The organism is Halovulum sp. GXIMD14794 (assembly GCF_054457455.1).
In genome coordinates, this window is the sequence record NZ_JBTLNF010000005.1 from 69,878 (window position 1) to 83,643 (window position 13,766).

Consider the following 13,766-nt stretch of genomic DNA (forward strand, 5'->3'; position numbering starts at 1 on the left):
TATCCCCCGAACTGCTACTCACTCACCCTTGGCCAGGAACTTCTCGAGCCAGTGGATCGTATAGTCGCCCGTCTGGATATCTGCCTGGTCAAGCAGATCGTAGAAGAGCGGCGTTGTCGTATCAATACCGTCAACGATCAACTCGCCCAGAGCGCGGCGCAGACGCGCCAGTGCCTGCGGGCGGTCCGAGGCATGCACGATCAGCTTGCCGATCAGGCTGTCGTAATAGGGCGGGATCGAGTAGCCCTGATAAAGCGCGCTGTCCATGCGCACGCCAAGGCCGCCCGGCGCATGATAGGCCGCGATCCGGCCCGGGCTGGGCCGGAACTCGGGCAGTTTCTCGGCGTTGATCCGCACTTCGATGGCGTGGCCGACGGGCAACAGGTCTTCCTGCCTGAGCGTCATCGGTTCGCCCGCGGCGACGCGAATCTGCTCCTGCACGAGGTCGACGCGGTAGACCGCTTCGGTCACCGGATGTTCGACCTGGAGGCGGGTGTTCATTTCGATGAAGTAGAACTCGCCGTCCTCGTAGAGGAACTCGATCGTGCCGGCACCGGAATAGCCCATCTCGCCGACGGCATCGGCACAGATCTTGCCGATCCGGGCACGGGTCTCGTCGTCGATGGCGGGCGAGGGCGATTCCTCGAAGACCTTCTGGTGGCGGCGCTGCAGAGAGCAGTCGCGCTCGCCCAGATGCACCGCGCGGCCCTTGCCGTCACCGAAGACCTGGATCTCGATATGCCGCGGCTTCTGCAGGTATTTCTCGATGTAGACCTGGTCGTTGCCGAAGGCGGCCTTGGCCTCGGACCGGGCGCCCTGGAAGGCGTGGTCGAGTTCCGATTTCGAGCGGGCCAGTTTCATGCCGCGCCCGCCGCCGCCGGCGGTGGCCTTGATGATGACCGGGTAGCCCATATCGTCGGCGAGGCGATGCGCCTCGGCAAGGTCGGGCACGCCGCCGTCGGAGCCGGGCACGCAGGGTACGCCCAGGCGGCGCATGGTCTCCTTGGCGGTGATCTTGTCACCCATCTGGCGAATGTGCTCGGACGAGGGGCCGATGAAGGTGATGTTGTGGTCCTCGAGCACCTGCACGAAGGCGGCGTTCTCGGACAGGAAGCCGTAGCCTGGATGGATCGCCTCGGCGCCCGAGACCTCGCAGGCGGAAACAATCGAGGGGACCGAAAGGTAGCTGTCGGTGCCCGGTGGCGGGCCGATGCAGACGCTTTCATCGGCCATGCGGACGTGCATCGCGTCGGCGTCGGCGGTGGAGTGCACCGCGACCGTCGAGATGCCCATTTCCTGGCAGGCACGGATCACGCGCAGCGCGATCTCGCCCCGGTTGGCGATCAGGATTTTCTTGAACACGGGTCCGCCCTCACTCGAGGATCAGGAGCGGGGCGCCGAATTCGACGGGCGATCCGTCCTCGACCAGGATCCGCTTGACCGTGCCGGCGCGCGGCGCGGGGATCTGGTTCATGGTCTTCATCGCCTCGATGATCAGGACGGTCTGACCTTCGGTCACCTTGTCGCCGACGCTGATGAACGCGGGTGCGCCAGGTTCGGCCTGCAGGTAGGCGGTGCCGACCATGGGCGAGGTCACGGCACCGGGATGCTGCGCCGGATCGTCCGAAACCTCGGCAGCGGCCGGTGCGGGCGCCGGGGCGGCAGCCGCGGGCGCCGCAGGAGCGGGCGCCGGTGCAGCGTGCACCACCTGCTGCGGGACCGCCGCCATCGAGCCGCGGGCGACCCGGACGTCCAGCGTGTCGTCCTCGCCATAGCTGCGGCGGACTTCGACCTCGTTCAGGTCGTGCTCGCGCAGAAGTGCGGCGAGCGCCGCGATGAATTCCACGTCGGAGGTGTGATCGCTCTTCTTCATCCGTTCCCCGGCTCTGCCTCGCATTGATGCGCAGCCCCGGCCGGGGCGCGCGGTTCATGCCTTATAAGGGGGACGGGCGCGCAGGAAAAGTGCGATCCGTCCCCGCGTTTCGCCTACATCGCCTCGCGCTCGGCGTCCACCACGTCCTGCAACTGCGGAAGGGGCAGGTAGCCGCGGACCAGCTCATTGCCGATCACGAAGGTGGGCGTGCCGCTGATCTGCAGTGCGGCACCCAGTTCGCGGTTGGCCTGGATCACGGCGGTGACCCGGTCCGAGGAGGCCAGCGCGGTCATCGCGTCCACGTCGACGCCGGCTTTCTTCGCCAGACCTTCGACGATCTTGTCGTTCAGGGGACCGTTGTGCTCCATCAGCCGGTCGGAGAAGGCCTTGTAGATTTCGGCGTCCTGCTCCAGCAGAACGGCGATCGCGGCGCGCGAGGCGGTCTCGGACGCCGGCCCGAGGATCGGGAATTCCTTCTGGACGAAGCGGATGTTGCCGTCCCGCGCGAGCAGTTCAGTCACCTCGGGGTGGGCGCGCTTGCAGTAGCCGCACTGGTAATCGAGGAACTCGACGATGGTGATGTCGCCCTCTGGATTGCCACCTACGAACGAGTGGCCGTCGTCGAACAGGGCGGAGCGGTACTCTTCGAGCGCCTGCTGCGTCTCGACTTCCTGGGCGGCGGCCTGACGCGATTCGAGTTCGGAGATGACCTCCATCAGAACTTCAGGGTTTTCCAGCAGGTAGCCCCGGATCTCGGCGCCGAGCTGCGCGCGGTCCTCGTCGGTCAGGTCGTCGAACGGGCCGGCCGCGGCGGCGGAGCCCATTCCGAGCACGAGGAGCAGCGGGAGAAGCAGTTTCATGCGGTTTTCCTTCGTCAGCGTCAGCGCGTTTCGGCGCGCCTGGAGGCGCGTAGTATGTCGTCGGCCTGCCGCCAGCCGGGCGAGCCGGCCGGAAGCTGGTTCTGCGCGCGGGCCGCGTGGATCGCGGCGTCGCGGGTGCGGCCCGCCAGCATCATCCGCTCGGCGGTGGCGAGCGCGGCCAGTCCCTCCTGGCCGAGCCGGGCGTGGGCGATGGCCAGATTGCGAAGCGCCATGCCGTCGGCCTTGTCGACACGGCGCGCGCTGGTCAGCACCTCGAGTGCCTCGCGCGTCGCCGCCGGCGTGTCAATGGCGATCAGTGCCCGGCCCAGCCCGGACAGGATCAGCGGCTCGTCCGGGGCCAGTGCGGCGGCGCGGCGATAGCCTGCGACAGCGCCTGACGCATCGCCGGATTCGAGCCGTATCTGGCCGTCGAGCTCGTGATAATATGGATCGTCCGGCTGCATTTCCAGCAAGCGGGACATCGTGGCGTGCGCCTTGGCAAGGTCGGGTCGGCGGTGCCAGGCGACGGCCTGCGCGAGCAGCTCGATCTCTCCGTCGCCGCGATAGTCCCTCAGCACGCGGTCCGGTGGCAGTAGGAATGCGTCTAGCTTCGCGACCATCCGCCGGTGCCAGTAGGCAAGATCCGGATCGATCGGCTCGCCCGGGCCCAGCCTGGACACCTCGGTCTCGATCTGGCGCAGGCGCTGCGACCAGAGCGGGTGGGTGCGGGTATAGGGATCGGCTTGCCGGGCGCTGAGGATCTCCTGGCCGCTGAACAGGCGCATAAGCTCGACCATCGCATGTGGATCGGCGCCCGAGGCGGCCAGCAGATAGAGCCCGGTCTGGTCCGCGGCGGATTCCTCGGCCCGCGTGTGGGCCAGAAGGCCACGCTCGGCGAACTGGCTGCCGGTGATCGTTGCGGCAAGCGCCGCCTCGGGCGGAGCCCCGGCGGCGGCAGCGGTGGCGGCGAGGATCATGCCCAGCACCGCGGTGCCGCGGGCGCGCTTGATCGCCTCGTTCCGGCGTACCATGTGGCCGCCGACGATATGTCCGGCCTCGTGCGCGATCACCGCACGCAACTGGTCGATACTCTCGAGTTTCCGCAGAAGCCCGGTGAACAGGAAGATGTCGTCGCGCCCGGCAACGAAGGCGTTGAGCGCATCGTCCTTCAGCATGTAGATCTGTGTACGGCGGGGGCTGAGGTTGGCCGTGGTCAGGATCGGATGGGCGATCCGGTCGAGGGTGTTCTCGATCTCGGCGTCACGGATCAGCGTTTGCGCGGCGGCCTGGCGGGGGCCGGCCGCGAGCAGCAGCAATGCACAGAGCAGGGCGACGGCCCCTTGCCAGCGTGCGCGGAAAATGGTGTGCCTCCGAAGTGTTCCGCAACAGCAAAGGCGATAGCGATGCGAACTTCAAGCCGCGGCGATGTCGATCCCTTCATCGTGATGGATGTCGCCGAGCAGGCGCGGCTGGCCGAGGAAGCGGGCCGGCGGATCATCCACATGGAGATCGGCCAGCCCGGCACGCCCGCGCCCGAGGCCGCGCGCGGCGCGGTCACCCGGGCCATGGGCGGCGAGACGCTGGGCTACACGGTCGCGCTCGGCCTGCCGGAGCTGCGCGCGCGCATCGCCCGGCTTTATGGCGAGTGGTACGGGGTGGACCTTGATCCGGGGCGGGTGGTGGTGACTGCCGGTTCCTCGGCCGGGTTCCAGCTGGCGTTCCTGTCGCTGTTCGATGCCGGGCAGCGGGTCGGGATCGGCGATCCGGGCTACCCGAGCTATCGCAACATTCTCAAGGCCTTGTCGCTCGATCCTGTCAGGATAGAGACCGGCGAGGAGACCCGGTTTCAGGTCGCGCCCGAGCATTTGCCGGGGCTGGGATTGGACGGGCTGCTGGTGGCGAGCCCGGCGAACCCGACGGGCACGGTCCTGGACAAGGACCACATGGCCGCGCTGATCGGCGCCTGCGATGCGGCGGGGATCGACTTCATTTCGGACGAGATCTACCACGGGCTGACCTATGGCGGGCGGGCGACCACGGCGCTGGAGGTGAGCGACGAGGTCTACGTGATCAACTCGTTCTCGAAGTTCTTCTCGATGACCGGCTGGCGCGTCGGCTGGATGGTGGTTCCGAAGGATCATGTGCGCCGGGTCGAGCGGCTGGCGCAGAACCTCTTCATCTGTGCGCCCCACGTGGCGCAGGTCGCCGCATTGGCCGCGCTGGATGCGCAGGATGAGATGGCCCGCAACGTCGAGACCTATTCGAAGAATCGCGCGCTGCTTCTGGACGCGCTGCCACGCGCGGGCTTCGACCGGATCGCGCCGCCGGACGGGGCGTTCTATCTGTATGCGGATGTCTCGCACCTGACCGATGACAGCCGGGCGCTGGCGGCGGAACTGCTGGAGGTGGCGGGGGTCGCGGTCACGCCGGGGCTAGATTTCGACCCGGTGCGCGGACACCAGACGCTGCGCTTTTCCTATGCCGGATCGCACGCGGACATGATCGAGGGCGCGGAGCGGCTGAAGGCCTGGTACCAGGCGCGCGGCTGAGGCTCATTTGCCGGAAATGAAAACGGCGCGGTCCCCAAGGGCCGCGCCGTTTCCTGTTCGGGATCGTGTCAGGCGTCAGTCCGAGCCGGAGAGGGCACGGGACCACCAGCCGCGCTTGCGAGGCTGCTCCTCGCCGCCTTCCGCGTCAGCCGTCTCGGGGCCGGCTTCACCTTCAGCCTTGTCCGCCTCGGGGGCGACCACGGCAGCGGCAGCGCCGACGACAGCTTCGATGGTTTCCTTGGCCGACGCGCGGACACGCTCCTTGCGGGGCTTGGCTCCGGTTGCAGGGGAAGGCTCCTGCGGGGTCTCGGGCGTCGCTTCCTCAGTGGTGTCCGGTGCGGCTTCCGTGGGTGCTTCGGTGGTTGCTTCGGGGGCAGGGGCCGCGGCCTGTGCGTCGGGCTCTGCTTCCGGTTCGGGCGCTGCTTCGGCCTGTACCTCGGGCTCGGCTTGGGTCGGTGCTTCGACCGTAGCCTCGGGCGCGGCTTCCGCCGCCTCGGGGGTCTGATCGATCGACGGATCGTCGCCGCTCACGGTCTCGCTTGCGGTCTCAGCGACTTCCGCAGTGGCCGATTTACGCTTTCGGCTGCGCGAACGGGGCTTGCGGGGCGCGTCGGCCTCGGCTGCGTCGCCTGAACCAGCCTCGGCTGCCTCGGGCTGAGCACCCTCGGTTACGGCCTCGTCCGGCTTGGCATCAGCTTCGCCTTCGCCGTCGGACTTGGCGCTATCGCCGTCTTCCGATGCCTTCTGCTCGTCACCGTTGGTGCGGTTCTTGCCGCCCCGACGCCGACGCCGGCGCTTCTTCTTCTTGGGCTGATCGTCCTCGGCCTGCGCCTCGGGCGCGGCTTCGGCCTGGACCTCTTCGGCCTCGACCTCGGCCTCGGGCTCGTCCTCTTCGAGGTCGGCGATCGGCGCGATGCGGATGGTTTCCAGTTCCTGCGCCTGCGGCACCGACCGGCTGGCGGTGTTGAAGCGCTGGATCTCGTAGTCGGGGCTGATCATGCCCGGCTTGCCCTCGACCCGGACCGATAGGCCGAAGCGGGCCTCGATCATCGCGATATGATCGCGCTTGGCGTTGAGCAGGTAGTTTGCGATCTCCACGGGGCAGGTGACAAGCACCTCCTTCGCGCGCTGGCGGACGCCCTCTTCCTCGAGCTCGCGCAGGATCGCGAGGCCCATGCTGTCCGAGGACCGCACGCGGCCGGTGCCGTGGCAATGGGCGCAGGGCGCGGTCGTCGCCTCGAGCATGCCGGGACGCAGTCGCTGGCGGCTCATCTCGAGCAGGCCGAAGCTGGAGATCCGGCCCACCTGGATGCGGGCGCGGTCGGTCTTCAGCTTGTCCTTCAGGCGCTTCTCGACAGCCGCGTTGTTCTTGCGGTCGTCCATGTCGATGAAGTCGATGACGATCAGACCGGCAAGGTCCCGCAAGCGGGCCTGGCGGGCGACTTCCTCGGCCGCTTCAAGGTTGGTCTTGAGCGCGGTTTCCTCGATCGAGCCTTCCTTGGTCGAGCGGCCCGAGTTGACGTCGACGGCGACCAGCGCCTCGGTCACGTCGATGACGATGTAGCCGCCGGACTTCAGGTGGACCGTCGGGTTGAACATCGCGGTGAGATAGTTCTCGACCTGATAGCGCGCGAACAGCGGCATCGGGTCGGTGTAGATCTTCACGTTGCGGGCGTGGGACGGCATGAGCATCTTCATGTAGTCCTTGGCCTCGCGGTAGCCCGCTTCGCCCTCGACCAGCACCTCGTCGATGTCGCGGCTGTAGAGATCGCGGATCGAGCGCTTGATGAGGCTGCCTTCCTCGTAGATGTGGGCGGGCGCGATCGAGCGCAGCGTCAGGTCGCGGATCTGCTCCCACTGGCGCAGCAGGTATTCGTAGTCGCGCTTGATCTCGGTCTTGGTGCGCTTGGCGCCGGCGGTCCGGATGATCAGCCCTGCGCCCTGCGGCACGGTGATGTCCGAGGCGATTTCCTTCAGCTTCTTGCGGTCGGCGGCATTGGTGATCTTGCGCGAGATGCCGCCACCGCGCGCGGTGTTCGGCATCAGCACGCAGTAGCGGCCGGCGAGCGAGAGATAGGTGGTTAGCGCGGCGCCCTTGTTGCCCCGCTCTTCCTTGACGACCTGAACCAGCAGGATCTGCCGGACCTTGATGACTTCCTGGATCTTGTAGCGGCGTGGACGCGGGCGGCGGGGGGCGATCTCTTCCTTGGGATCGTCAGCGCCGACGGTGTCAACGTCCTCGGCCTTGGCGTCCTCGTCGTCTTCGGAGTCGTCCTCGTCGGCATCGGTCGAGTCAGGGGCCGCCTTGGCGTCCACTTCCTCGGTCTTGACCTCTTCGGAGGCATCCGCCTCGGTCTGGGGTGCGTCGGCCTCGGAGGTGGTGTCCGCTGCCGGGGCTTCCGCTTCGGTCACCTCTGGCGTATCCGCGCCCTCTGCCGGGGCGGTTTCGGGCGCAACTTCGGCCTGGGCCTCGGACGTGTCCTGGGGCGTGTCGCCCTGTGCCGGGCGGTCGCCTGCGGTTTCGGGCAGATCCTCGACCAGCGTGGATTCGCCGTCTTCGTGCGGTGCGTCCTGAACCAGCACGGCGTCCTCGGCGCTCGGGGCGCCTTCGCGGTTGGCCTGCGATTTGGAGCGGCTGCGCGAGCGCGACCGGCTGCGGGAGCGCGAGCCGCCCTTGCGGTTGCTGCGCTCTTCCTCTTCCTCGTCGTTTTCGGCGCGTTCGAGCGCCTGTTCCTCGGCCAGCAGGGCCTCACGGTCGGCGACGGGTATCTGGTAGTAGTCGGGGTGGATTTCCGAGAAGGCGAGGAAGCCGTGGCGGTTCCCGCCGTAGTCCACGAAGGCGGCCTGGAGCGACGGCTCCACCCGTGTGACCTTCGCGAGATAGATGTTTCCTGCCAGTTGCCGCTTGTTCAGCGACTCGAAATCGAATTCGTCGACCTTGTTTCCTTCGACCACGACGACGCGAGTTTCCTCGGCGTGCGTGGCGTCGATGAGCATTTTCTTTGCCATGGTGTCTTTCTGCCGCCCCCGTAGGGCCGCGGCCCTGGCGGGCGCGGAAGGACGGGGGCGAATTGGGCTAGGTCGCGCGCTATAGGCCCGACCCGGGAGGCAGTCGCCGTCCTTCGGGTCAAGTTAGAAAGGCCTGCGCGGTCCATCGCGGTTTGTCTCCTGGCCCGGGTTTGGCCGGGCATGTTGCGGGCCCGGCTACCTGCCGGGCGGGTGTGGCGCGAACGCCGGTCGCTTTGCGTCGGGGCTCAGGGGCAGGGTCTGCCGGTGCAGCCCCGGTGTGAGCGACAAATACAGTTCGCTGACGGTTTTTTATCAGCGATGAGGCGACGATAACCGCGCAAGACCGGCAAGCACAATCGAATTCTGGTGCAAGATCGTGTACTCTGCCATCATTGTGACACAACCGCCGCCAGGGCGGGACCGAGGAACGAGCAGTGAAGCAAGTGACGTCCACCCCACTGCGCCGGCTTGCCGGCGCCTTTCTTGCCGTGCTGGCGAGCTGTGCGCCCCTGCTTGCCGAGACCGGTGAGCCGGTCCGGCTGGCCCGTATCGAGGCGTCGTTCTGGGGCGGTCACCGAGTCGAGCTCGACCTGCCGGAGCCTGTCGCGTGGCGCGCTTTCGTCGTCGACGGGCCTCCGCGCCTGGTGGTCGACGTCGAGGCAGACGGGCTGGAAGCCGATCCGTCGCTGCTTTCGGGCGCGATCGTCGGGGCCAGCGCCGGGCGGCTTGCCAGTGGGTGGTCGCGGCTGGTCCTGACACTGGAGCGGACGCTGGCGGTTCAGAAGGCCGGACTGGACGACGGAGTACTGGCGATCTCGCTGGAGCGGATCGGGCAGGGTGGGTTCGAGAAGGCGGCGCGCCTTGCTCCGGGGCGGGAGGCACTGGCTGGCCCACCCGAAGGCGCTAGGCCGCCCGAAGCTGGGAAGCTGCGAATCGTGCTCGACCCCGGCCACGGCGGCGTTGATCCTGGCGCCAGCCGGGGCGGTGTCAGGGAAAAGGACATCGCGCTGGCCTTCGGGCTGGAGTTCGCGGCGATGCTCGAGGACACCGGGCGCTATGACGTGGCGCTGACGCGGCGCGATGACCGGTTCCTGCTGCTCGACGACCGGGTGGCGTTCGCCCGTGCCGCCGAAGCCGCGCTGTTCCTGTCGCTGCACGCGAACACGGTCACCGAGGGCAAGGCCAGCGGGGCTGCGATCTACGTGACCTCGCGCATTGCCTCGGACCCGGCAAGCGCGCGGGTCGCGCTGCTCGAGAACCGCTCGGACCAGGCGGCGGGGATGCCGGGGGATGCCGAGCAGGACGATGTGACGCTGACGCTTTTCGACATGGCGCGGCCCGCGACCGAGGCCCGCGCGCGGATGGCGGCCGAGCGGGTTGTCGCTGCCCTTGGGGAAACCACCGGCGTCATTCGGTCTCGGCCCTTGCGGGCCGCGGATTTTCGCGTATTGAGAGCGCCTGACATGCCGTCCCTGTTGCTGGAACTGGGTTTCCTGTCAGATCCGGGCGATCTGGCGGACATGCAGTCGCCCGAGTGGCGGGCTGACGTGGGACGGGCCCTGATCCGGGCGCTTGACGAATGGCGCGAAGCGGACGAGGACTTCCTGGCGTTGATGCGCCAGTAGGCGGGAGCTACATATATGGGCATGACACCTTTACTCCGCCGTGCGGGCGACAGCGCGCAATCTGGCATTCGCGGGACGCTGAACTTCTTCGGCTTCCTGTTCTCGTGGCTGGTCATGGGCCTGCTGCTGGGCGTGGGCGTGCTGGCCGCGATCTTTTGGTCCTATGGCCGCGATCTTCCCGATACGCAGCAGCTTGCCCAGTACGAACCGGCCACGCTGAGCCGGATCTATTCGGCGCGCGGCCTGATCATGGACGAGTTCGCGCGCGAGCGGCGGATCTTCACGCCGATCGACGAGATCCCCGAACTCGTGAAGGGCGCGTTCCTGTCGGCCGAGGACAAGAACTTCTACGAGCACCCCGGTTTCGATCTGCGCGGCATGGTCGCGGCGGCGGTTCAGGCGGCACAGGGCGACGGTCTGCGCGGCGCTTCGACCATCACCCAGCAGGTGATGAAGAACTTCCTGCTGGACGGTGAGCGGTCGGCCACCCGGAAGATCAAGGAACTGATCCTGTCGGTGCGTGCGGAATCCTCGCTGACCAAGGACGACATTCTCGAACTTTACATGAACGAGATCTTCCTCGGGCAGAACTCCTATGGCGTGACAGCGGCGGCGCAGACCTATTTCGCCAAGACGCTTGAGGAGCTGACCCCGGCGGAGGCGGCGTATCTTGCGGCAATGCCGAAAGCTCCTTCGCGCTATCACCCGGTGCGCGAGAAGGGTGCGGCGCTGGCCCGGCGCGACTTCGTGCTGCGCGAAATGCGCGAGAACGGATACATCTCGGAAGAGGAATACCAGGAGGCGGTGGCCTCGGACCTGATCACCGTGCAGTCGGGCGACATCCCGTCGGCGCGAGATGCGCTGCCGCCGCGCGACTATTTCACCGACGAGATCCGGCGCCAGTTGGGCGAGAAGCTTGAGGGCGGCGAGGACGAGTTGTTCACCGGCGGCCTGACGGTGCGCGCCACGGTCGATCCCGAGCTTCAGGACGCCGCCGCCAAGGCGCTGCGCACGGGGCTGGAGAAATACGACCGCGGACGGGGCGTCTATCTTGGTCCGCAAGCGACGGTCGATCCTGCCCAGCTGGGCGACGAGACCAGCTGGCGCAATGCGCTGGCCGAGACCCGCGTACCGCGAGACATCGTCGGCTGGATCCCCGCCGTGGTGCTCGAGGTCGGCGACAACGCTGCCCGTATCGGGATCGAAGGCGTCGAGGACGACGAGGATGGCCACTGGCTGACGCTGGGCGATGCGGACTGGATCGGCCGTATCCGTGCGGGCGACCGCAGCGGCGGAAAGCCGTCGACGGCGGGTGCGCTCTACCAGGTTGGCGACGTGGTGCTGGTCAAGGCGATCACCGAAGACGGCGCCTTTGTCCGCTGGTCGTTGCGTCAGATCCCCGAGATCGAGGGTGCGTTCATGGCGATGGACGTGACCACCGGCCGCGTTCTGGCGATGCAGGGCGGCTTCAGCTATCAGCATTCGGTGTTCAACCGCGCGACGCAGGCGACGCGGCAGCCGGGCTCCAGCTTCAAGCCCTTCGTCTATGCCGCCGCGCTCGACAACGGGTACACGCCCGCGTCGATCGTCGTCGATGCACCGGTCGAGGTGGAGTCGGGCGGCGAGATCTGGCGGCCAACGAACTCGTCGAACCGGTTCTACGGCCCCGCGCCGATGCGGACCGGGATCGAGCAGTCGCGGAACCTGATGACCGTGCGTATCGCGCAGGATATCGGCATGGACCGGGTCAGCGAGTATGCCGAGCGGTTCGGCGTCTATGACGACATGCCGGAATACCTCAGCTACGCGCTGGGGGCGGGCGAGACGACGCTGTTCAAGATGGTTGCCGCCTACGCGATGTTCGGCAACGGCGGCAAGCGGGTGGAGCCGACGCTGGTGGACCGCGTGCAGGACCGCTATGGCCGTACGATCTACCGCCACGACCAGCGTGGCTGCCGTGGCTGCGAGGCCGAGGCCTATGACGGCAAGCTGCCCTGGATCTGGAACCCGGCGCGGCAGGTGATGGACCCGGTGACGGCCTACCAGTTGAGCTCGATGATGCAGGGCGTGGTGGCGCGCGGCACCGCCGCCTCGACCGTCGGCGCTCGTCTGGGCGTGCCGATCTCGGGCAAGACCGGCACCACAAACGAGTCGAAGGACGCCTGGTTCCTGGGCTTCACCCCGCACATCGCTGCCGGCTGCTATATCGGCTTCGATACGCCGCGACCCATGGGGGCGGGCGCTTATGGCGGCACGCTCTGCGGTCCGGTGTTCTCGGACTTCATGGAAGTCGCGCTGAAGAACCACGGGAGCTTCGAGCGTCCGCAGCCGCCGCAGACGGTCTTCGTCAAGATCGACCGGTTCACCGGTCAGCGCCTGCCGGACAACGCCTCGGGCAACACTGTCGTGACCGAGCTGTTCCGCAGCGGCGAAGAGCCGGCGATCGGTGGCTACGGTACCTACGTCGATGGCGGCTTCGCCATGGGCGCTGACCTGCCGCTCTATTCCCGTGACGGAGGCGGGCAGGCCGCGCAACGCGTGCAACAGGACGGGCAGAGCAAGGTGATCCGGACCAACCCGACGTTCGGTGTCCTGTCCTCGGGGGGGCTCTACTGACCTTGTAGCCCAGCGCTGCAACCCTTAGAACATCCGGGCCGGTGCGGCAGCGCGCCGGCCCATGACATTGAAAAGACGGCATCCGATGCGCGCAGAGACCGAAAACCACATCGCGGAAATCGAGAAATCGCTGGCCTTGCTGCGGCAACGCCTGGGCGAGACGGCCGAGCATCGGCTGGAAGAGCTGAACGCGATGTCCGAGGACCCCGAACTGTGGAGCGATCCGGCCCGCGCTCAGAAGCTGATGCGCGAGCGGCAACAGCTGTCGGACGCGCTGGACCGGTTCGATAGTTTCAAGACCGAGCTTCAGGACAATCGCGACCTGATTGAACTGGGCGAGGCCGAGGAAGACGCCGAGGTCGTCAGCGAAGCCGAAGCCGCGATTGCCGATCTCAAGCTGCGCGCCGCCCAGGCCGAGCTGGAGGCGCTGCTGGACGGTGAGGCCGACGGCAACGATACCTTCCTCGAGATCAACGCCGGCGCCGGTGGCACCGAGGCCTGCGATTGGGCGCAGATGCTGCAGCGCATGTACGTCCGTTGGGCCGAGGCACATGGTTACAAGGTCGAGTTGCAGTCCGAGGAAGCGGGCTCCGAGGCGGGGATCAAGTCGGTCGCCTACAAGATTTCCGGACCCAACGCCTATGGCTGGCTGAAGTCCGAGTCGGGCGTGCACCGGCTTGTGCGGATCTCGCCCTTCGGCAAGGGCACGCGCGAGACCTCGTTCGCGTCGGTCTGGGTCTATCCGGTGGTCGACGACAATATCGAGATCGAGGTGAACCCGGCCGATATCAGGATCGACACCTACCGGTCCTCGGGGGCGGGCGGCCAGCACGTCAACACGACCGACTCGGCGGTGCGGATCACCCACGCGCCGACCGGTATCGTGGTGACCAGTTCCGAGAAGTCGCAGCACCAGAACCGCGACATCGCCATGAAGGCGCTTAAATCGCGTCTGTACCAGATGGAGCTGGACAAGCGGAACGCCGAGATCAACGCCCAGCACGAGGCCAAGGGCAGCGCCGGTTGGGGCAACCAGATCCGGTCTTACGTCCTGCAGCCCTACCAGATGGTGAAGGACCTGCGGACCAACGTGGAAACCTCGGACACGTCCGGCGTGCTGGACGGCGATCTGGACGCGTTCATGGCCGCCGCGCTGGCACAGGAAGTCTCGGGCAAGAGCCGCGCCGAAGCCAACGCCGAGGACTGAAATCGGGTGTATCCGGAACCGGCACGC

The 13,766-nt window shown here is 67.3% G+C and carries 9 protein-coding genes; 4 read left to right on the plus strand and 5 right to left on the minus strand.

Annotated features, from left to right (window positions below):
- Positions 1-18 precede the first annotated feature (18 nt).
- From accC to ACW9UR_RS12125, 4 genes are all read right to left on the minus strand, one after another.
- Positions 19-1,362 (minus strand): acetyl-CoA carboxylase biotin carboxylase subunit, encoded by a 1,344-nt coding sequence (gene accC / locus ACW9UR_RS12110; RefSeq protein ID WP_458917249.1) that lies wholly within the window; start codon positions 1,360-1,362, stop codon positions 19-21.
- Positions 1,363-1,372: 10 nt separating this feature from the next.
- On the minus strand, positions 1,373-1,873 hold the full coding sequence (gene accB, locus ACW9UR_RS12115; RefSeq protein ID WP_458917250.1) for an acetyl-CoA carboxylase biotin carboxyl carrier protein: 501 nt from the start codon (positions 1,871-1,873) through the stop codon (positions 1,373-1,375).
- Between the two features lie 113 nt (positions 1,874-1,986).
- The gene (locus tag ACW9UR_RS12120; protein ID WP_458917251.1) at positions 1,987-2,733 is read right to left on the minus strand and encodes a DsbA family protein; all 747 of its coding nucleotides are present in this window, start codon (positions 2,731-2,733) and stop codon (positions 1,987-1,989) included.
- A gap of 20 nt (positions 2,734-2,753) precedes the next feature.
- On the minus strand, positions 2,754-4,049 hold the full coding sequence (locus ACW9UR_RS12125; protein WP_458917252.1) for a M48 family metalloprotease: 1,296 nt from the start codon (positions 4,047-4,049) through the stop codon (positions 2,754-2,756).
- Between the two features lie 87 nt (positions 4,050-4,136).
- On the opposite strand from ACW9UR_RS12125, the gene ACW9UR_RS12130 reads away from it, so the two are divergent.
- Positions 4,137-5,282, plus strand: coding sequence for an aminotransferase class I/II-fold pyridoxal phosphate-dependent enzyme (locus ACW9UR_RS12130; RefSeq protein ID WP_458917253.1), 1,146 nt, complete (start codon positions 4,137-4,139; stop codon positions 5,280-5,282).
- 75 nt (positions 5,283-5,357) lie between these two features.
- Here the strand turns inward: ACW9UR_RS12130 and ACW9UR_RS12135 are convergent, their stop codons facing one another.
- Positions 5,358-8,291: an Rne/Rng family ribonuclease gene (locus tag ACW9UR_RS12135; protein WP_458917254.1), complete on the minus strand. Its 2,934-nt coding sequence runs from the start codon at positions 8,289-8,291 to the stop codon at positions 5,358-5,360.
- A gap of 434 nt (positions 8,292-8,725) precedes the next feature.
- On the opposite strand from ACW9UR_RS12135, the gene ACW9UR_RS12140 reads away from it, so the two are divergent.
- The 3 genes from ACW9UR_RS12140 (at position 8,726) to prfB (ending at position 13,739) form a co-directional block, all read left to right on the plus strand.
- Positions 8,726-9,916: an N-acetylmuramoyl-L-alanine amidase gene (locus tag ACW9UR_RS12140; RefSeq protein ID WP_458917255.1), complete on the plus strand. Its 1,191-nt coding sequence runs from the start codon at positions 8,726-8,728 to the stop codon at positions 9,914-9,916.
- A gap of 114 nt (positions 9,917-10,030) precedes the next feature.
- Entirely contained in the window at positions 10,031-12,532 is a 2,502-nt protein-coding gene (locus ACW9UR_RS12145; RefSeq protein WP_458917787.1) for a penicillin-binding protein 1A, read from the plus strand.
- Positions 12,533-12,617: 85 nt separating this feature from the next.
- On the plus strand, positions 12,618-13,739 hold the full coding sequence (gene prfB, locus ACW9UR_RS12150) for a peptide chain release factor 2 (RefSeq protein ID WP_458917256.1): 1,122 nt from the start codon (positions 12,618-12,620) through the stop codon (positions 13,737-13,739).
- Positions 13,740-13,766: the final 27 nt, after the last annotated feature.

Excerpts from the sequence above, each read along its gene's own strand:
- accB (WP_458917250.1), bottom strand. The coding sequence starts at position 1,873 with ATGAAGAAGAGCGATCACACCTCCGACGTGGAATTCATCGCGGCGCTC.
- ACW9UR_RS12120 (WP_458917251.1), bottom strand. The coding sequence starts at position 2,733 with ATGAAACTGCTTCTCCCGCTGCTCCTCGTGCTCGGAATGGGCTCCGCC.
- ACW9UR_RS12130 (WP_458917253.1), top strand. The coding sequence starts at position 4,137 with ATGCGAACTTCAAGCCGCGGCGATGTCGATCCCTTCATCGTGATGGAT.
- ACW9UR_RS12135 (WP_458917254.1), bottom strand. The coding sequence starts at position 8,291 with ATGGCAAAGAAAATGCTCATCGACGCCACGCACGCCGAGGAAACTCGC.
- ACW9UR_RS12145 (WP_458917787.1), top strand. The coding sequence starts at position 10,031 with ATGGGCCTGCTGCTGGGCGTGGGCGTGCTGGCCGCGATCTTTTGGTCC.
- prfB (WP_458917256.1), top strand. The coding sequence starts at position 12,618 with ATGCGCGCAGAGACCGAAAACCACATCGCGGAAATCGAGAAATCGCTG.